Genomic DNA, 19,180 nt, shown 5'->3' on the forward strand with positions numbered 1-19,180 from the left:
ACGATGGCGAACTACACCGCAGCTGATGTGAAGCGTCTCCGTGAGCTCACCGGCTCTGGAATGCTCGACTGCAAGAACGCGCTGGCCAACAACGACGGCGATTTCGACAAGGCCGTCGAAGAACTGCGCATCAAGGGCGCCAAGGACGTGGGCAAGCGCGCCGAGCGCTCCACCGCCGAGGGCCTGGTCGCGGCCAAGGACGGCGCGCTCATCGAGATCAACTCCGAGACCGACTTCGTCGCGAAGAACGGTGAGTTCCAGCAGCTCGCCGACGACATCGTGAACGCGGCGGCCGCGGCGAAGACGAACGATCTCGACGAGCTGAAGAAGACTCCGCTCGGCGACGGCACCGTCGATGAGGCCGTGGCGGCACTCTCGGCCAAGATCGGCGAGAAGCTCGAGCTGCGTCGCGTGGCCTACTACGACGGTCCGGTGGCCGTGTACCTGCACAAGCGTGCATCCGATCTGCCCCCGGCCGTCGGCGTGCTCGTGTCCTACACCGGCGAGGGCGCGGGTGCCGAAGAGGCCGCCCGCGGCGCCGCCATGCAGGTCGCTGCTCTCAAGGCGCGCTATGCCACTCGCGACGAGGTCCCCGCGGACGTCGTCGAGAACGAGCGTCGTATCGCCGAGCAGACCGCCAAGGAGGAGGGCAAGCCCGAGCAGGCTCTGCCCAAGATCGTGGAGGGTCGCGTCAACGGCTTCTACAAGGACGTCGTGCTGCTCGACCAGTCGTCGGTCCAGGACTCCAAGAAGACCGTGAAGGCACTTCTCGACGATGCCGGCGTGACCATCAAGGGCTTCACCCGGTTCGAGGTCGGCCAGGCCTGATCGAACTCGCCACACATCGCCCCGTCTCCGCCGAGGAGACGGGGCGATGCGCGTTCACGGGGACTGTCGCGTCCGTAGCGTTGTCGTGAGCACCGCGATCGCGACGGCGACGAGGCCCAGCGTCACCAGGGTCGTCCGCAGGGCGGCCAGGAAAGTCCGGGCCGTCACCGACCGCGCCGCGTCCTGGGTCCAGGGCCGCGCCTGCGCCGCGACCGCCGTGATCGCCGGCGACGTCGGGCCGCCCGCGCAGGCCGGCGCCGGTCGCTCCGGATGAGCGGACCTCAGCTGCTCGCCCGCGCAGGATGCGAAACGATCGGCGACCGCCACGTGCAGCACCGGGCGAACCGGTGAGTCCGGCAGCGCCGCAACGAGTTCGGCTCGTACAACCGGAACCGTCTCGGCGGTCTGCGCGGCCACCTGGCCGAAAAAGAACAGGGTGACGACCGCCAGTCCGATCGAGGCGCCGATCTGCTGAGCCGTGGGGATCGTCCCGGTTGCCGTGCCCACCGTGGACTCGGTCGTGTCGGACAGGATCACGGCCTGCAACGGTGCGATGAACAGGCCGGTCCCCAGACCGCCGAGTACGAGGGGGCCGAGGATGCCGGGCCACGGCAAGGTCTCCGCTGCCGGTTCGATGATGATCGCGAGCCAGACGAATCCGGCTCCGACGGCGAGGGACCCGGCCGTCAAGGTGTGCGGCGCCGTGAGCCGGACGACCACCCGTGGCGAGCAGAGCGAGCCGACGGCAGCACCGATCGCGAAGGGCAGTGCCAGCATCCCGGTCCGGAACGCCGAGTAGCCGAGTCCGAACTGGGCCGAGATCGACACGGTGAAGAAGAACCCGGCGAACACGCTGAAGAACAGAAGCGACAGGAGAAGCCCGACCGTGAACCGGCGGGAGGCGAACAGTTGTGGTCGCAGCAGGGGAGTGCCACCCCGGGCGTCGACGCGCAATTCGTGAAGGGCGAACAGCGCCAACAGGATTCCGGCCGTCCCGATCATCACCCACAGGATCGGGGGCCACCCCATCTCGCGTCCGAGGGCCAGCGGGTACAGCAGCAGGAACAGCGCCGTCGCCGACATGACCACACCCGGGACGTCAACCCGTCCCGGCGTCGGCTCACGGGCGTCGGGCAGGCGGCGGTGGGCGAGCAGGCAGGAGAGCACGCCCAGTGGGACGTTGACGAAGAAGATCGCTCGCCAGCCCCATCCGAGAACGTCGGCGTCGACGAGGAATCCGCCGACCACCGGGCCGAGGATGGCGGCGAGACCGGCCACGGCCCCGTAGACGCCGAAGACCAGTCCGTGGCGTCTCTTGTCGAAGAGGGCCGCGATGAGCGCCAGGGTCTGCGCAGACATGAGCGCCGCACTGACACCCTGTAACCCGCGAAACGCGATGAGTTCACCCGGCCCGGTCGACACACCGCACAGCACCGATGTGACGGTGAAGGCCACCATGCCGATCACGAACATCCGGCGGCGTCCGACTCGGGCCCCCAGTGTCGCCGCGGTCAGCAGGGTGCAGGCGAACGACAGCGTGTACACCGTCAGCACCAGGAGTTGCTGCGACGTCGACGCGCCGAGGTCCCGGGCGAGATCGGGCAGGGCGATGTTGACGATGGTGGTGTCCAGCATCTGCATGAACACCCCGAGCAGGCATCCCGCGAGAGCAGCCCAGGCTCCCGGGCGATCGCCGATCGCGCCGGTCGGCCGCCGTCCCGCCGCGGGGCCGGCGGTCACGGTGCGAGAGCCGGCAGCGAGGGTCGGTAGTCGCCCAGGTCGGCGACCGCCGACATCACCGCGACGAATCGTTCGACGTACTGCGTCACGGACTCATGAGCGATCTCGGTGTCGGGGTAGAGCAACGTGATCGAGGTCTCGCCGGAGAACCGGTTGACCCACATGTACACCTCCTCGCTGCTGCCGCGATTACCGAAGAGGCACCCGTTCCCGGCTTCGAAGATCTCGACGCCCGGGAGCTTGCGGACGTCGATGTAGGACACCATCGGCACCGCCCAGCCGGACCGGACCGCGATGCCGTCGCCGGGTTCCACGAGTTCGAGGACCCGGTGGAACGATATGTCGGTCAACTCTTTTCCGGACTCGTAGCTGCGCGCGGCCTCCGGTGCCAGCGAGCGGAACGTCGTGTCGTCGTCGACGGTGAGCGGAACCGGGATCAGACTCGTGAACCAGCCCACCGACTTCAGCTCCGCGGCGCCCGACCTCGTGCTCTTCGGCGTCATCCCGAAATACTCACTCCGGCCGGTGAACTCGGCATAGACGAGGGCGGCTGCCGTCATGATCCCGGCGATCATGTTGGCTCCCAGCTCGCGACAGATCTGTTCGAAACGCGCGGCCGTGGGCTCGTCGAAAAGGGTCGAGTTCACGATTGCGCTGCGCGTATACGTCTGTCCGCCGGTGCCGAGCGGCAACGGGAAACTCGGCAGGCGCCCACCGTTCGCCTGCACCAGATCGATCCAGCGCTGGACGTGCGGCGATCGACGGGTCAGCCGGCGCGACACGTCGCGCTCGCGCGCGCAGTAGTCGAGGTAGCTGCCGACCGGGGGCAGCTCGACGTCGCCACCGAAGGCCTCATTCATGTAGAGCGACAACAGGTCCACGCAGGTGATCGCCTGTGAGATCCCGTCGGTGTTGAGGTGATCGGCCGCGGCGTAGAGCGTGAACCCGCCCTCCCACTCGATGGCCCCGAAGGTGAAACAGTCCCAGTTGAACGGCCCCGAGGTCTCGTCCTGCACATGCGTCCGCAGCTGCGGGGCGTCGCGGTCGCCGTATGCGACCGGAACCATGTCGACGACCTCCGGGGGCACGAGATGGCGGAGGACCGAACCGTCGTCCTCCATCGAGAACCAGGACCGGAAACTGTCGTGGCGCCGCACGAACTCGTTGACCGCGATCGTCATCGCGGAGACGTCCAGAGGTGCCGAGACGTCGAACGCCATGAGACAGAGCCGGGCGAAACGGAACCCCGCGGACTCGTTGCGCCAGGCCACCCGCAGGTACTCCTCCTGCTGGTGGGACGGCGGGGAGGGATGCACAGGAGCCCGATCGGCATTCGTCACCGAAGCGAGGGAGGCCACCCAGCTGGTCAGGTGACCGGCGCGGGGCTCCCATTCCTCGATGAGGCCGAACTTCATCATGTGTGTACCTCGATTCGCCTGCGGGAAAGTGGATTCGGCGACCGATGCACGACAGGTGCCCGAGGTTCCCCGGACGGTGGAGCGGCCGACCGGGACGGACCTTACCGCACGGTAACCTCGGCGGTCGCCGAAACAGGGACAACCACGGTGCGATGAGACGCTGTAACAGTCCTCGTCTCTCTGTGTCATCGAATGCCGTTGTGGTGCCGGACGATTGACCCATGTGGACATCCGGCGGTGCGTCGGGCACACTGCCGTGGTTGCGTGTGACGCCGGTCGCACCCGGATGAAGGCGAGGGGTATGGACGACGGGTCTGCCGACGTGGATCGGGCGTGGCGCAGGCACTCGCCGATGCGGGTGGCCGTACTCGTGACCGCGCTGGTCGTCTCGACTCTCGGAATGGTGGTGCCCGCCGCCGCGTCGCCCGCGCCCGCTCGCATCGTCGCCGAGACGGTTCAGCGCGGAGGCGAGATCGAGGTCGGCGTCCGGTCCGCCGCGATGCGCCGGGTGGTTCCGGTCAAGGTGTGGCCCGCCCGCGGAACCGGGCCCGCGCCGACGCTCTACCTCCTCAACGGAGCGGCGGGCGGCGACGGCGGGAGCAGCTGGTTCGACCGGACCGACATCCGGACGTTCTTCGCCGACGAGAACGTCAACATCGTCGTCCCGATGGGTGGCGCGGCGAGTTACTTCACCGACTGGCAGCGACCCGACCCCGTGCTGGGGAGGCAGAAATGGGCGACCTTCCTCACCGAGGAGCTGCCCGCAACGATCGACGACCGCTTCGGCGCCACCGGACGCAATGCGATCGCCGGGATCTCGATGGCGGGCACGTCGGTGTTCCAGTTGGCCCTTCACGCACCGTCCGTGTATCAGGCACTCGGCTCGTTCAGCGGCTGTGCCCAGACCAGCGATCCGCTCGGTCAGGCCGTCGTCCGGATGGTTGTCGAGGGCCGCGGCGGTGCCAACACTGTGAACATGTGGGGGCCGCCCGACGATCCGGCCTGGCGTGCCAACGACCCGTACCTGCATGCCGAGGAGTTCCGGGGGACGTCGATCTACGTGTCGAACGGGTCCGGGATGCCGGGCCGATACGACACCCTGGACGGTCCCGGTATCGACGGCAACGGCTCCAAGCTGTTCGACCAGATCGCGGTCGGGGCGGTGATCGAGACGGCCACGGCGCAGTGCACGCGGAACCTCCGGCGCCGGATGCGCGACATCGGTGTCCCGGCGACGTTCCACCTCTACGAGGGCGGCACCCACGCATGGCCGTACTGGCAGGACGAACTGCATCGTGCCTGGCCGCAGTTCGAGGCGGCACTGCGCGGGTGAACTCTCCCGCGGCGCGCACGACGCGTGTCGCGGGTCGATTCCGGTGAAGACGTACGATAGTTCACCGAACCGACGAGTGAGGAAGCCGATGAGTGAAGCGTCCGACCCCATCCGGCGGGATGGATTCCGTAGGGTCTTGCTGAAGTTGGGCGGCGAGATGTTCGGTGGAGGAGAGGTCGGGCTCGATCCCGACGTGGTGGGCACCGTCGCCGACCAGATCGCCGACGTCGTCAATTCCGGTGTCCAGGTCGCCGTGGTGATCGGCGGCGGGAACTTCTTCCGCGGCGCCGAACTGCAGCAACGAGGCCTCGACCGAAGCCGCTCGGACTACATGGGCATGCTCGGCACGGTCATGAACTGCCTTGCGCTGCAGGACTTCCTGGAGAAGCGCGGGATCTCGACCCGGGTGCAGACCGCCATCACGATGGGACAGGTCGCCGAGCCGTACCTGCCGCTGCGTGCACAGCGACACCTGGAGAAGGGGCGCGTGGTGATCTTCGGCGCGGGCATGGGGATGCCGTACTTCTCCACCGACACCACCGCCGCCCAGCGAGCGCTGGAGATCAAGGCCGAAGTGGTCCTGATGGCCAAGGCGGTCGACGGTGTGTACGACGCCGACCCGCGCACCAACCCCGACGCCACGATGTTCACCGAGATCACCCACCGCGAGGTGCTCGACAAGGAGCTCAAGGTCGCCGACGCGACGGCCTTCAGCCTGTGTATGGACAACAAGATGCCGATCTTGGTGTTCAATTTGCTCCAACAGGGCAATATCGCCCGTGCAGTCGCAGGCGACCGCATCGGCACCCTGGTCAGCACCTGAACCCGACGCCTGACCCTGAGATCGACGAGAACACCGACTGAACGGAACAAGGACGAACATGATCGACGACGCGTTGCTCGACGCCGAGGAGAAGATGGAGAAGGCGGTCAACGTCGCCAAGGAGGACATGGGTTCGATCCGGACCGGGCGCGCCAACCCGTCCATGTTCAACAAGATCAACATCGAGTACTACGGCTCGATCACCCCCGTGACGCAGGTCGCGAGCATCAACACGCCCGAACCGCGCCTCGTCGTGATCAAGCCGTACGAGGCGTCGACGCTGCGTGACATCGAGACCGCGATCCGCAACTCCGACCTCGGGGTCAATCCGACCAACGACGGCACGATCATCCGGGTCGCCGTCCCACAGCTCACCGAGGAGCGGCGCCGCGACCTCGTCAAGCAGGCCAAGGGCAAGGGTGAGGACGCGAAGGTCGCGATCCGCAACGTGCGTCGCAAGGCGGCCGACGAGCTCAAGCGCATCCAGAAGGACGGCGAGGCCGGCGAAGACGAGGTCACCCGCGCCGAGAAGGAACTGGACAAGACCACGGCGACCTATGTGCATCAGATCGACGAGCTGGTGAAGCACAAAGAAGACGAATTGCTCGAGGTGTGAACGAGGTTCCGCAACGAGGCGGTGAGAAGAAGTCGCGCGCGGGGCGCGATCTGCCGGCCGCCATCGCGGTCGGCGGCACGCTCGGCATCAGCATCATCGCGATCCTGATCTTCGTACCGAAGGTCTGGTACGGCCTCGTGGCGGTCGCCTTCGCGATCGCCACCTGGGAGGTCGTCAAACGCCTCCGGACCGGTGGATACGCGGTGGCGCTCTGGCCGCTGCTCGTCGGCGGGCAGGCCATCATCTGGGCGAGCTGGCCCTGGGGCCCGACCGGCGCGCTCGTCGCCTTCGTGGCGACGGTCCTGGTGTCCATGGTGTGGAAGCTCCTCGGACAGGGCATCAACAATGCGCCGGTCGACTACCTGCGCGACCTCGCGGTCACCGTGTTCGTCCTGGCGTGGCTGCCGCTGCTCGCCTCGTTCGGCGCGCACCTCGTGGTGCAGGACGACGGCGCCGCGCGGGTGGCCACGCTGATGGTCGTCGTGGTGTGCTCCGACGTCGGCGGCTATGCCGCGGGCGTGATGTTCGGCAAGCACCCGATGGCACCGGCGATCAGCCCGAAGAAGTCCTGGGAAGGCATGGTGGGCTCCCTCGTCGTCGGCACCGTCGGCGCCGTCGGATGCGTGGTGTATCTGCTGGAGAGCCACTGGTGGATCGGCATCATCCTGGGACCGGTCCTGGTGGTCTGCGCGACCCTGGGTGATCTCGTCGAATCGCAGGTGAAGCGCGATCTCGGCATCAAGGACATGGGCACACTGCTGCCCGGGCACGGCGGCATCATGGACCGCCTCGACAGCCTGCTGCCGTCGGCGTTCGTGGTGTGGGTCGTGCTGACCGCACTGCTCTGACCCGCGGGCAAGCGCCCCGGCGTCCGCGCTACTTCGCGGCCTTCTTCAGCGCACGCCGCAGCTGCAGCATCCGCAGACCGCCCACGAGCGCCACGATCAGGGCGCCGGCGATGGCCGCGATGAGCAGGCTCACCCCGAGCGGCAGATTCACTTCCCAGAACAGCAGCTCGATCTCCTGCGAGTCGAGGTTCTGCACGATGAAGACCAGGAGCAGGACGAGGATGATCGCACCGATCACCACGCCGAACCAGGTCGCCCGGGTCCGCGTGTGCTCCACATCGGCGACCGTGCGTCGGAGGCGATCGCGGTGGTCGGGGTCGGGGGAGTGCTGATCAGGTGTGTACGGGTGGCCGGTCGCCGGTACCGGTGCCCCGGCGGGCTGTTCGCCCCACGCAGGTACCGAACCCGTGTGCCGTCGGTCCTCGGGTGTCGTCATCGCTTCATCATGACATGCGACAATGGCGAAATGACCTCATTGCCACTTGTGTTCGACGCGCCCCGACGCGGGCGTCCGCCGACACACTTCGCCGACCTCGACGCCGCCGGTCGCGTCGCGGCGCTGGCCGAGCTGGGGCTGCCGAAGTTCCGGGCCGATCAGCTGGCCCGTCAGTACTACGCGCGTCTCAACGGCAACGTCGACGAGATGACCGACCTGCCCGCAGGCTCCCGCGAAGGGGTGCGGGACAAGCTCTTCCCGCAGCTGCTGACCCCGGTCCGGCACATCTCCTGCGACGACGACTCCACCCGCAAGACGCTGTGGCGTCTGCACGACGGCACCCTCCTCGAGAGCGTTCTCATGCGCTACACCGAGCGGAACACCCTGTGTATCTCGAGCCAGGCCGGATGCGGCATGGCCTGCCCGTTCTGCGCGACCGGACAGGGCGGGCTCGATCGCAACCTGTCGACCGCCGAGATCGTCGACCAGGTCCGTGCCGCGGCTCGTGCGCTGCGTGACGGCGAACTCGGCGAACCCGGGCGCCTGTCGAACGTCGTGTTCATGGGCATGGGCGAGCCGCTGGCCAACTACAAGCGCGTGGTGAACGCAGTCCGGCAGATCACCTCGCCGGCGCCGGACGGTCTCGGGATCTCGGCACGCTCGGTGACCGTGTCGACCGTCGGCCTCGCGCCGTCGATCCGTCGTCTCGCCGACGAGGGCCTCGCGGTCACCCTCGCCGTCTCGCTCCACACGCCCGACGACGAGCTGCGCGACACCCTCGTCCCGGTGAACAACCGATGGTCGGTCGACGAGGTGCTCGAGGCGGCCCGCTACTACGCCGACACCACCGGACGCCGCGTCTCGATCGAGTACGCCCTCATCCGGGACGTCAACGACCAGCCCTGGCGAGCCGACCTGCTGGGGCAGAAGCTGCACCGCGCCCTCGGGTCACTGGTGCACGTGAACCTCATCCCGCTGAATCCGACGCCGGGCTCGGAATGGGACGCCAGTCCCAAACCGGTCGAACGCGAGTTCGTCCGGCGTGTCCGCGAACAGGGAGTCTCGTGCACCGTCCGCGACACGCGCGGTCAGGAGATCGCCGCCGCCTGCGGACAGCTGGCAGCCGAAGAGCGCTGAGGCACGACGACGCGGAAATGAGAAACGCCGAGCGGATCACCGCTCGGCGTTTCTCGTGGATCTGGTGTCGTGGCGGTCAGGACCACTTTCCGCGGTTCATCCACCAGCCGCGGACCGCGAAGAACAGCGTCCCCACGGCGAAGGCGATGAGGTACAGGTCCTCGATGTGGCCGGTGTGGTTGCCGATGATCATCGCGAGCAGGAACAGCGCGAAGAAGATGGCCGCACCGTAGAAGGTCTTGGTCGCCGCACCGTGCCAGCCGAACCGGGCGGACGGGGCATCGGCGGGCTCGCGGCGCCAGCCGGTGTCGATGACCTCGACGTGGCCCCCTTCGCCATGCCCCACAGTGTGCTCCACATCGGTGCTTGCCACAGCCACTCCTCACAGCGCGGACGTCAGATGTCTGACGATCGGTAGTAGTTCTCCGAGCAGCATAGCGGCACACCCCGCCCGCGGGTCTGTCCGGTGCCACCGGCGACGGCGTCCGCCGAATCGGGATGGTCCAGAATGGGTGCGTGCCCACACGTGTGCTGATCCTCGGTTCCACCGGTTCCATCGGCGTCCAGGCGCTCGAGGTGGTCGCCGAGCACCCCGGCCTCTTCGAGGTGGTCGGCCTCGGTGCGGGCGGATCGCATCTCGACCTCCTCGCCGAACAGGCCGCCGCGTTCGGCGTCCCGGCCGCGCGGATCGCCGTCGCGGACGCCGCGCGGGCACCGGAACTCTCCGAACGGCTCGGCGGCCGGGTGCTCGGCGGGCCCGACGCCATGTGCGACCTGATCGACGCGGTCGTCGCGGACACCGGGGTGGATGTGATCCTCAACGCGGTCGTCGGGTCGATCGGACTCGCGCCCAGTCTCACCGCACTCCGATCGGGTGCCCGGCTCGCGCTGGCCAACAAGGAGTCGCTCGTCGCCGGAGGCGCACTCGTCCTCGACGCGGCCGCGCCCGGGCAGATCGTGCCGGTCGACTCCGAGCACTCCGCCATCGCGCAGTGCCTGCGCGCCGGGACGGCAGCCGAGGTCGACCGGCTGGTCCTCACCGCCTCGGGTGGCCCGTTCCGGGGGTGGACCCGCGCGCAGCTCGAGGACGTCACCCCCGAGCAGGCCGGCCGCCATCCCACGTGGTCGATGGGTCCGATGATCACGCTCAACTCGGCGACCCTGGTCAACAAGGCGCTCGAGGTCATCGAGGCGCATCTGCTGTTCGGCGTCGACTACGACCACATCGACGTCACCGTCCACCCGCAGTCGATCGTGCACTCGATGGTGACCTTCGTCGACGGCGCGACCGTGGCCAAGGCCTCGCCGCCGTCGATGAAACTGCCCATCGCGCTGGCCCTGGGATGGCCGGACCGGGTGCCCGGTTCGTCGGCCGCGTGCGACTTCTCGACCGCGTCGTCGTGGACGTTCGAGCCCGTCGACGACACGGTGTTCCCGGCGATCGAGCTGGCGCGGCGCGCGGGAAGCGCGGGGGGCAGCCTGACGGCCGTCTACAACGCGGCGAACGAGGCCGCCGCGGCCGGGTTCTTCGCGGGCGCGATCCGGTTCCCGCGCATCGTCGAGGTCATCGAGGAGGTGCTCGGCGAGGCCGATCAGTGGGCCCGGACGCCAGGTACTGTGGAAGAGGTCTTCGCCGCCGATCGGTGGGCCCGGGATAGCGCTGCGCAGCTGGTCGCGGCCGCATCCTTCTGATCGGCGGTCCTCGTGAGCGGGTACGCCCCGTGATCCGGATGGAGTAGGTACGTGAGTTTCGCGATCGGCGTGACGCTGTTTGCCTTGGCGCTGTTGCTGTCGGTCGCCTGGCATGAGTGTGGTCACATGTGGGCCGCGCAGGCGACGGGAATGAAGGTCCGACGGTACTTCGTCGGCTTCGGTCCCACGATCTGGTCCACCCGTCGAGGCGAGACCGAGTACGGGATCAAGGCGCTGCCGCTGGGCGGCTTCTGCGACATCGCGGGGATGACCCCGCACGAGGAACTCGCCTGGGACGAGAAAGACCGGGCGATGTACAAGCAGAAGGCGTGGAAACGCCTCGTCGTGCTGTTCGCCGGACCGGCCCAGAACTTCATCCTCGGTTTCGTGCTGATCATCATCGTCGGACTGAGTTTCGGGTTGCCCGACCTCAGTCCGCCGCCGGTGCCCGCGCGGGTCGCCGAGACCCAGTGCGTGTCGTCGACCATCACCATCGCCGGCAACGACCAGACGAACTCCCCGTGCACCGGTTCTGGTCCCGCGGGTGCCGCCGGACTGCTCCCGGGCGACGACATCGTCGCCATCAACGGTCAGCCGGTCGGCCAGGCGTCGGACCTGACCCCGGTGATCCGCGAGTCGACCGGACCGGTCGCGCTGACCGTCGACCGTGACGGCCGCCGACTCGACCTGACGATGACCCCGGAACCCGTCACGGTCACCGCGACCAAGTCGGACGGCACGACGGAGACCCAGACCTACAACATGGTCGGCATCGCCTACGACGTCCCGCCGGGGATGATCCAGTACGGCGTGATCGACATCGTGCCCGGCGCGTTCGCCTTCACCGGTGACCTCATCGTCGAGACCTGGAACGCACTGCTGTCGCTGCCGTCGAAGATCGGTGACCTGTGGACGGCGGTCACCGGCGGGGAACGCGCACTCGACACCCCGGTCAGCGTCTACGGCGCGTCGGTGCTCGGCGGCCAGGCCGTCGAGCGCGGTCTGTGGGACATGTTCTGGATGCTCCTGATCAGCATCAACTTCTTCCTGGGGCTGTTCAACCTGGTGCCGTTGCTCCCGCTCGACGGCGGGCACATGGCGATCGTCGGCTACGAGAAGGGGCGCGACACCGTGCGGCGCTGGTTCGGCCGCGCCCCCGGCGGTGCCGTCGACTACTACAAGCTGCTCCCGATCACCTATGCGGCGGTGGTGGTGATGGCCGGCTTCATGGTGCTCACGCTCACCGCCGACATCGTCAACCCGATCAATCCCTGGTGAACACATCCGGCGTGAGCCCGCACGACGAACACCCTGTGACCCCTCCCGACCACACCGACACTCCGATTCCCCAGAGGTGAACGAGATGAACGCCCCGACTCCCGCGAACGCCGTGCCGATCGGACTCGGCATGCCCGCCGGGCCACCCCCGGTGCTCGCCCCGCGGCGAAAGACCCGGCAGTTCTTCGTCGGCTCGGTCGGCGTCGGCAGCGACCACCCGATCTCGGTGCAGTCGATGACGACGACCAAGACCCACGACATCAACGCCACGCTCCAGCAGATCGCCGAGCTGACCGCCTCGGGATGCGACATCGTGCGCGTCGCGTGCCCCCGTCCCGAGGACGCCGAAGCGCTGCCGATCATCGCCAAGAAGTCCAAGATCCCGGTGATCGCCGACATCCACTTCCAGCCGAAGTACATCTTCGCCGCGATCGACGCCGGGTGTGCCGCGGTGCGTGTCAACCCGGGCAACATCAAGGAGTTCGACGGTCGGGTGAAGGAGGTCGCCAAGGCGGCCGGCGATGCCGGCATCCCGATCCGGATCGGCGTCAACGCCGGCTCGCTCGACAAGCGCATCCTGCAGAAGTACGGCAAGGCGACCCCCGAGGCCCTCGTCGAGTCGGCGCTCTGGGAGGCCGGGTTGTTCGAGGAGCACGGCTTCGGCGACATCAAGATCTCGGTGAAGCACAACGACCCGGTGATCATGGTGGAGGCCTACCGCCAGCTCGCCGCCGCCTGTGACTACCCGCTGCACCTCGGCGTCACCGAGGCCGGGCCGTCGTTCCAGGGCACGATCAAGTCCGCGGTGGCGTTCGGTGCGCTCCTCAGCGAGGGCATCGGCGACACCATCCGAGTGTCCCTGTCGGCACCGCCGGCCGAGGAGATCAAGGTCGGCGATCAGATCCTGCAGTCGCTGAACCTCCGCCCCCGCAAACTCGAGATCGTCTCCTGCCCGTCGTGCGGACGCGCCCAGGTCGACGTGTACAAACTCGCCGACGAGGTCACCGCGGGACTCGAGGGAATGGAGGTCCCGCTGCGCGTCGCCGTGATGGGGTGCGTCGTCAACGGTCCCGGCGAAGCCCGGGAAGCCGACCTCGGCGTCGCATCCGGCAACGGCAAGGGTCAGATCTTCGTCAAGGGTGAGGTCATCAAGACCGTCCCCGAGGCGCAGATCGTGGAGACCTTGATCGAAGAAGCGCTGCGGATCGCCGAGGAATCAGGAGAAACTGGAGACGGTACAACTGTGGGCGCGCCCGTGGTGACCGTTTCGTAGGTCGGCGGAAGCCCGGAGAGGAGGAGCGGCGTTGCTGAAGCTACTGGGCGACAAGCCGCTCGGCGCTCGTGATGCGGCTGCCGTCGAACGTGTCCTCACCTCCGACCCGGTGGCGATGTGCATGGTGGCGGCCCGATTCGAGACGCACGGGATCAACCCCCGCCTCCTCGGCGGTGAGCTGTGGACGGCGCACAATCCGGCGTCGTCGCTCTGTTTCTCCGGCGCGAATCTGATCCCGCTCGTCGGGTCGCCGGGCGATCTCGACTACTTCTCCGACCGCGCCGTCGCCGCGCCGCGGGCGTGTTCATCGATCGTCGGCCGCGCCGAACTCGTGTTGCAGATGTGGGACCAGATCGAGCCGGTGTGGGGTCCGGCGCGAGAGGTCAGACCGGTGCAGCCGCTGCTCGCCCTCACCACCTGCTCGGCGGTACCCGCCGACCCCCTGGTGCGGCTGGTGACCCTCGACGACCTGGACGCGTACATGCCCGCGGCCATCGACATGTTCATCGGCGAGGTCGGTGTCGATCCGACGGCCGGCGACGGCGGCCGGTCCTACCGGCGTCGCCTCGCCTCGCTCATCACCGCGCAGCGGGTGTTCGCGCGGTTCGACGGCCCCGACGTGGTGTTCAAGGCCGAGATCGGCTCGCTGTCCCGCCGGGTCGGCCAGATCCAGGGTGTCTGGGTCGCTCCCGACCGTCGTGGCGAGGGGCTCGGGCTGGGCGGCACCGCCGCCGTCGCGGAGGCCGTCGCCGCGCACGGGCGCATCCCCAGTCTCTACGTGAACGGCTTCAACGTCACCGCGCGGGCGGTGTACGAGCGCATCGGATTCACCGAGGTCGGCACCTTCGCGACCGTCCTCGTCGACTGACCGCCCTGCCGCGTGGCGTCGCGGGAATCCGACCGCGCCACCCTAGACTCGACCTCGATGTGGCGCATGCGAACTCGATGGACCCCGGCGGTGATCGTCGCGCTGTGTGCTGCCGTGACGGTGGCCACGGTCGGCTGTTCGGCCTCCGAGGACGACGGTCCGCGCCGCGCCGCCGAACGCTTCCTCCAGGCCTATGCCGACCGTGAGGTCGCCTCGGCGGCCGCACTGACCGACGCCCCCGACGTTGCGGAGTCCGCGATGGAGTCGGCCTGGGCCGGTCTGGGTGCCGAGGCGCTCGAGTCGCAGGCCGGCCGGGTTCGCGTCACCGGCGACACCGCCGAGGTGGACGTCGACTACCAGTGGGCGCTGCCGCGGGGTCGCGACTGGACCTATGACGCCACCCTGCGGATGGGCCGCTCCGACGACGGCTGGGCGGTGCGCTGGGCATCGACGAACATCCATCCGAAACTCGGTGCGGACCAACGGCTCTCGCTCCAGATCGTCGAGGCGCCGCGCGCCACGGTCAACGAGGCCGACGGCTCGGAGGTGATGGTCAACGGCAGCGTCGTCGGCGTCAACTTCGACCCGGTCGCCGCCGCCGAACAAGGAGCGTCGATCGCCGAGTCGGTGACCGCCGCGGTGGCGGTGCTGCGCCGGTTCAGCCCGTCGCTCGACGAGCAGACGATCACCGAACAGGTCACCGCCAACCGGCAGCAGTACCCGCTCGCCCGGCTCTCGCACGAGCAGTTCGACCGACTGCGCGACCAGCTGGCGATCCCCGGCGTGGTGACCAATGAACAGGCGGAACTGGTCCCCGAGGACCCGAGATTCGCGCCCGCACTGCTGACCGAGGTCAAGAAGGTCGTCGACTCCGAGGTGTCGGGACGCGCGGGCTGGCGCGTGGTCACGGTCAATCCCAACGGCCTCGACGCCGACGTGCTCGCCGATCACGACCCCGACCCCGCGCCGGCGGTCTCGCTGAGCCTGTCCCGGACGGTGCAGAACGCGGCCCAGCGAGCGGTCAATGCCACCAACCGTTTTCAGATCGCGCTCGTGGCCGTGCAACCGTCCACCGGACGGATCCTCGCGGTTGCGCAGAATCCCGCCGCCGACCGGCAGGGTCCCATCGCGACGACCGGTCTGTACCCGCCCGGCTCGACGTTCAAGATGGTGACCGCCGCGGCCGCGATCAGCCGACGCATGGCCACCCCCGACACCCCCGTCGGATGTCCCGGTGCGATCCAGATCGGGCCGCGCCTGATCCCGAACTACGACGGTTTCTCGCTCGGCACCGTGTCGATGCTGCGAGCGTTCGCGCAGTCGTGCAACACCACGTTCGCCAAGCTCGCCAGCCAGATGGGTCCGTCGGACCTCGCGCACGCCGCGGCTGCGATGGGCATCGGACAGCAGTACGAGATCGCCGGCCTCGACGCCGTGTCCGGGTCGGTGCCGATCGAGAACGAACTCGTCGCCCGCAGTGAGGACGGCTTCGGACAGGGCAAGGTGCTCGTCTCGCCGCTGGGCCTCGCGCTCGTGGCAGCGACCGTCGCGAACGGCACCAAGGCGCCGGTGCCGCAACTCATCCTGGACAAGCCCACGAAGGTCGAGGGGCCGACGCCGACCATGGCGCCCGAGGTCTACGACCAGCTCCGCCCGATGATGCGGGCCGTGATCACGAGCGGTACGGCCTCGGTGATCGACGGGCAGGGAGCGGTGTTCGGCAAGACAGGTGAGGCTGAGTTCGCCGGCGGGTCACACGCCTGGTTCGCCGGCTACCGCGGCGACATCGCCTTCGCGACCCTCGTCGTGGGTGGCGGGGACTCGAACAACGCGGTGGCCGTCACCCGCGACTTCTTCGGTGGTCTCGGACCGGGGTACGCGGTGCGCCCTCTGCCCTGACGGGCAGGACCACCCGTCGACCGGCGTGCTCGATGACCTCGACGGGGTGATCGTAGGTGCGGCTGAGCAGGTCGACGGTCATCACCTCGGACGTCGGTCCGCTCGCCAGCAACCGGCCGTCCTTCATCACGGCCACCCGGTCGGCGTAGGCGGCCGCGAGAGTCAGGTCGTGCACCACCAGCAGCACCGCGTTGCCCGCGTCGCGGTGGATGCGCAGGATGTCGAGCACCTGCTCCTGGTGGTGGATGTCGAGGGCCGCGGTCGGCTCGTCGAGCATCATCACGGGAGTGTCCTGGGCGAGTGCGCGAGCCAGGGAGACGCGTGCCTGCTGGCCGCCGGAGAGCTGTCCGAACGGGCGGTCGGCGATGTCGCCGAGTTCACACAGCGCCATCGCGTCGGCGATCACGGCGGGGGAGTCGGCGGCGCGCGGTGTCCGCAGCCACGGGTATCGGCCCATCGCGACGACCTGGGCCACGGTGAAGGGCGTGTCGACCCGGTTCTGCTGCGTCACCAGCGAGCGGTGGCGGGCGAGTTCGCGCATCGAGGTCGACGTGACGTCGCGCCCGTCGACCTCGATGTGTCCCCGCTGTGGCGTGCGGGTGCCCGACAGCGCCGACAGCAGCGTCGACTTGCCACATCCGTTGGGTCCGACCAGGGCGACGAGTTCACCCGGCCCGACGTCGAGGGACACCCCGCGGACCACCTCGCGCCCGCCGAGGGCGACCGAGACATCCCGTGCGCGGATGCCCAGGACCGTCGTGGCCGGGGTCTCGGCGGTCACCATCCGGCACCCGCATGACGGCTGCGACGCAGCAGGATGAAGAACACCGGGCCGCCGATCAGCGACGTGAACATGCCGAGCGGGAGGTCGGCGTCACCGAGCATCGTCCGGGCGGCGAGGTCGGCGGCGGTGATGACCAGAGCCCCGCCGATGACGCTGGTGGGCAGCAGGATCGCGTGGCGCGGTCCGACGATGAGGCGCATCACATGGGGTACCACGAGGCCGACGAAGGCGATGATCCCCGCGAAGGCGACCGCGGCGGCGGTCAACACCGCGGTCAGGACGATCGCCTGGCGACGGACGGCTTCGACGTTCACGCCGAGGGAGGCGGCCTGGATGTCGCCGAGCGCCAGCAGATCGAGCTTATGGACGAGGAACAGACAGGCGGCGACACCCGCGACGACGAGTGGTGCCACGACCCAGATCTCGCTCCAGGTGCGTCCGGCGAGCGAGCCGAGCTGCCAGAAGATGATCTGCTCGCGGGCGGCGGTGGTCGCGACGAAGGTCAGGAACGCGATGATCCCGGCGGCGAACGCGTTGACGGCGATGCCGGTGAGCACGAGCATGATCGCCGACGACGAGCCGTCCCGGAGGGACAACAGGTACACCGCCGCCGCCGTGATCAGACCGAACACGAACGCGGCACCGGCGAGAGCCCAATTGCCCGCGGCGCCACCGACTCCGGCGGTCCCTCCGGCCAGCACGATCATCAGGCAGGCGCCGACCGCGGCGCCCGAGGAGACGCCGATGATGCCCGGCTCGGCCAACGGATTCGCGAGCACACCCTGGAGAAGGCAGCCCGCGGCACCGAGTGCGGCGCCGACGAACAGTCCGAGCACGATGCGGGGGAATCGCACATTCCACAGCGCGCCCTCGCCGTTCGGGTGTGACGGAAGCGGTCCCAGGTCGAGGTGGAAGTGGTGGGCGATGCTGCCGAGTACCTCGAGCGGCGGTACCGACACCTTGCCGGTGCCGGCCGACACGATGACGAGGATGACGGTGGCGACCAGCATCACGGCGACCACGGTGAGGTCGCGGACCCGATGCGGTGTGTCACCGGGGGAGGGGAAGGCCGTCGACGCGGTGGTCGGTTCGGTCGCCGGCGCTGTCGTCGTCCGGGTGGGTGCCGGGTCGGTCATGCGTAGATCGACCTCGCGAGGGCGCCGAGCACGAGTCCGACCTCGGGTCCGAACGCCAGGATCTGGGTCTCGTCCATCTGGACGACCCGTGAGTTACGGCCGGCTTCGGTGTCGGCCACACCCGGCAACGTCAGGACCCCCGCGGGTCCGCCGACCGTCGCCGCGCCCTGGGTCATCACGAGGATGACGTCCGGGTCGGCGGTGATCATGGCCTCGGCGCTGATCGCGGTGAACGCGCCGGTGAGATCGGCCGCCGCACCGGCATCCCGGCCGCCGAGCGCCTCGATCAGGTCGTCGGCGCCCGATCCGGGCCCGGCCAGCAGCAGCAGGTTGCGTCCACGGATGTAGAGGAACGCCATCGTGGGATCTCCGGACGGGTCCGGCACCAGTTCGCGCGCTTCCTCGATCTGGGCGTCGGTCCGGGCGACGAGCTTCTCGCCCGCGTCGGGGACACCGAGCGCGGCGGCGACCGAGCGCATCAGGGTGTCGTTCGACTCGAGATCGCGGGCGGCCGGGAAGACCACAACGGCGACCCCGGAGTCGCGGATCTGGTCGACCGCGGTGGTCGGCACGGTCGACTCGCTGACGAGCAGCACGCTCGGGTCGAGTGCGAGAACGGATTCCGCGTTGAGGCTGTGTCCGCGGTTGGTCACCACCGGAAGCGACCTCGCCGAGGGAAAGGCGGTGGATGTGTCGCGCCCCACCACGCGGGACCCGAGTCCGAGGGCGTACACGATGTTGCCGAGGGTCCCGTTGATGTCGACGGCGATGATCCGGTCGGCGTCGCCGACGGTCACGTCGCCGTACCGGAGTGAGTCGACGGTGGCGGGCAGCCGAGGGGCGGGATTCTCGACGACGGGGGTGACGTCGGACTCCGCGAGTGTGGCGGTCTGCGGACCGGAGCGCAGCGACGCACCCGGCGAGTGCCTGTCCTGCTCGATCGGGGTGACGAAGCATGCCGACAGGCTCAGGACGGTCAGCACCATCACGAGCGCCGCCCGCAACCCCCTGGTCCGCACCGCGTCACCACCTCCATCGTCGGCCCGACGCCGCCGTCGGCTCCTCCCGGCG

Annotated in this window: 18 protein-coding genes; 11 read left to right on the plus strand and 7 right to left on the minus strand. The window is 68.9% G+C overall.

Going from position 1 to position 19,180, the window contains the following annotated elements; translation table 11 throughout:
* Positions 1-3: 3 nt before the first annotated feature.
* Positions 4-828, plus strand: a complete 825-nt coding sequence (gene tsf, locus AMD30_RS04270; RefSeq protein ID WP_055474791.1) for a translation elongation factor Ts — start codon at positions 4-6, stop codon at positions 826-828.
* 54 nt (positions 829-882) lie between these two features.
* On the opposite strand, the gene AMD30_RS04275 is transcribed toward tsf, so the two are convergent.
* Positions 883-2,469: an MFS transporter gene (locus tag AMD30_RS04275; protein ID WP_084817195.1), complete on the minus strand. Its 1,587-nt coding sequence runs from the start codon at positions 2,467-2,469 to the stop codon at positions 883-885.
* Positions 2,470-2,564: 95 nt separating this feature from the next.
* Positions 2,565-3,986 (minus strand): condensation domain-containing protein, encoded by a 1,422-nt coding sequence (locus AMD30_RS04280; protein WP_055474793.1) that lies wholly within the window; start codon positions 3,984-3,986, stop codon positions 2,565-2,567.
* A gap of 301 nt (positions 3,987-4,287) precedes the next feature.
* On the opposite strand from AMD30_RS04280, the gene AMD30_RS04285 reads away from it, so the two are divergent.
* The 4 genes from AMD30_RS04285 (at position 4,288) to AMD30_RS04300 (ending at position 7,606) form a co-directional block, all read left to right on the plus strand.
* Entirely contained in the window at positions 4,288-5,319 is a 1,032-nt protein-coding gene (locus AMD30_RS04285; protein ID WP_055474827.1) for an alpha/beta hydrolase, read from the plus strand.
* An 88-nt stretch (positions 5,320-5,407) separates the two neighbouring features.
* A complete protein-coding gene (gene pyrH, locus AMD30_RS04290; protein WP_010841488.1) occupies positions 5,408-6,142 on the plus strand; it encodes a UMP kinase in 735 nt (244 codons plus the stop codon).
* Positions 6,143-6,200: 58 nt separating this feature from the next.
* Complete coding sequence (gene frr / locus AMD30_RS04295) at positions 6,201-6,758, plus strand: ribosome recycling factor (RefSeq protein WP_055474794.1); 558 nt, start codon at positions 6,201-6,203, stop codon at positions 6,756-6,758.
* Positions 6,755-7,606 (plus strand): phosphatidate cytidylyltransferase, encoded by an 852-nt coding sequence (locus AMD30_RS04300; RefSeq protein WP_055474795.1) that lies wholly within the window; start codon positions 6,755-6,757, stop codon positions 7,604-7,606. Before frr ends, AMD30_RS04300 begins: the two co-directional genes overlap by 4 nt.
* Positions 7,607-7,634: 28 nt before the next feature.
* Here AMD30_RS04300 and AMD30_RS04305 read toward each other — a convergent pair whose 3' ends face one another.
* Positions 7,635-8,042: a LapA family protein gene (locus AMD30_RS04305; protein WP_055474796.1), complete on the minus strand. Its 408-nt coding sequence runs from the start codon at positions 8,040-8,042 to the stop codon at positions 7,635-7,637.
* 30 nt (positions 8,043-8,072) lie between these two features.
* On the opposite strand from AMD30_RS04305, the gene rlmN reads away from it, so the two are divergent.
* Positions 8,073-9,179 carry a 23S rRNA (adenine(2503)-C(2))-methyltransferase RlmN gene (rlmN, locus tag AMD30_RS04310; RefSeq protein WP_010841484.1) on the plus strand — a complete coding sequence of 369 codons (1,107 nt, stop codon included), beginning with the start codon at positions 8,073-8,075 and terminating at the stop codon, positions 9,177-9,179.
* A 76-nt stretch (positions 9,180-9,255) separates the two neighbouring features.
* On the opposite strand, the gene AMD30_RS04315 is transcribed toward rlmN, so the two are convergent.
* A complete protein-coding gene (locus tag AMD30_RS04315; protein WP_014926479.1) occupies positions 9,256-9,552 on the minus strand; it encodes a DUF2631 domain-containing protein in 297 nt (98 codons plus the stop codon).
* Positions 9,553-9,695: 143 nt separating this feature from the next.
* On the opposite strand from AMD30_RS04315, the gene dxr reads away from it, so the two are divergent.
* The 5 genes from dxr (at position 9,696) to AMD30_RS04340 (ending at position 16,189) form a co-directional block, all read left to right on the plus strand.
* Positions 9,696-10,871: a 1-deoxy-D-xylulose-5-phosphate reductoisomerase gene (dxr, locus tag AMD30_RS04320; protein ID WP_055474828.1), complete on the plus strand. Its 1,176-nt coding sequence runs from the start codon at positions 9,696-9,698 to the stop codon at positions 10,869-10,871.
* A 51-nt stretch (positions 10,872-10,922) separates the two neighbouring features.
* Complete coding sequence (locus AMD30_RS04325) at positions 10,923-12,149, plus strand: M50 family metallopeptidase (RefSeq protein ID WP_055474797.1); 1,227 nt, start codon at positions 10,923-10,925, stop codon at positions 12,147-12,149.
* An 85-nt stretch (positions 12,150-12,234) separates the two neighbouring features.
* Positions 12,235-13,422: a flavodoxin-dependent (E)-4-hydroxy-3-methylbut-2-enyl-diphosphate synthase gene (gene ispG / locus AMD30_RS04330; RefSeq protein WP_014926482.1), complete on the plus strand. Its 1,188-nt coding sequence runs from the start codon at positions 12,235-12,237 to the stop codon at positions 13,420-13,422.
* Between the two features lie 31 nt (positions 13,423-13,453).
* Positions 13,454-14,290 (plus strand): GNAT family N-acetyltransferase, encoded by an 837-nt coding sequence (locus tag AMD30_RS04335; protein WP_010841479.1) that lies wholly within the window; start codon positions 13,454-13,456, stop codon positions 14,288-14,290.
* A gap of 57 nt (positions 14,291-14,347) precedes the next feature.
* Positions 14,348-16,189: a penicillin-binding transpeptidase domain-containing protein gene (locus AMD30_RS04340; protein WP_055474829.1), complete on the plus strand. Its 1,842-nt coding sequence runs from the start codon at positions 14,348-14,350 to the stop codon at positions 16,187-16,189.
* Here the strand turns inward: AMD30_RS04340 and AMD30_RS04345 are convergent.
* Genes AMD30_RS04345 through AMD30_RS04355 form a run of 3 tightly spaced genes read right to left on the minus strand, consistent with a single transcriptional unit; the run spans position 16,131 to position 19,128 of the window.
* Entirely contained in the window at positions 16,131-16,973 is an 843-nt protein-coding gene (locus AMD30_RS04345; protein WP_055474798.1) for a heme ABC transporter ATP-binding protein, read from the minus strand. The two genes, AMD30_RS04340 and AMD30_RS04345, sit on opposite strands and share 59 nt — an antisense overlap.
* Positions 16,967-18,109 (minus strand): FecCD family ABC transporter permease, encoded by a 1,143-nt coding sequence (locus tag AMD30_RS04350; protein WP_055474799.1) that lies wholly within the window; start codon positions 18,107-18,109, stop codon positions 16,967-16,969. The genes AMD30_RS04345 and AMD30_RS04350 overlap by 7 nt, the downstream gene beginning before the upstream one ends.
* The gene (locus tag AMD30_RS04355; RefSeq protein ID WP_014926487.1) at positions 18,106-19,128 is read right to left on the minus strand and encodes a heme/hemin ABC transporter substrate-binding protein; all 1,023 of its coding nucleotides are present in this window, start codon (positions 19,126-19,128) and stop codon (positions 18,106-18,108) included. Before AMD30_RS04355 ends, AMD30_RS04350 begins: the two co-directional genes overlap by 4 nt.
* Positions 19,129-19,180 lie beyond the last annotated feature (52 nt).

It is taken from the genome of Gordonia sp. HS-NH1 (assembly GCF_001418765.1).
GTDB lineage: Bacteria > Actinomycetota > Actinomycetes > Mycobacteriales > Mycobacteriaceae > Gordonia.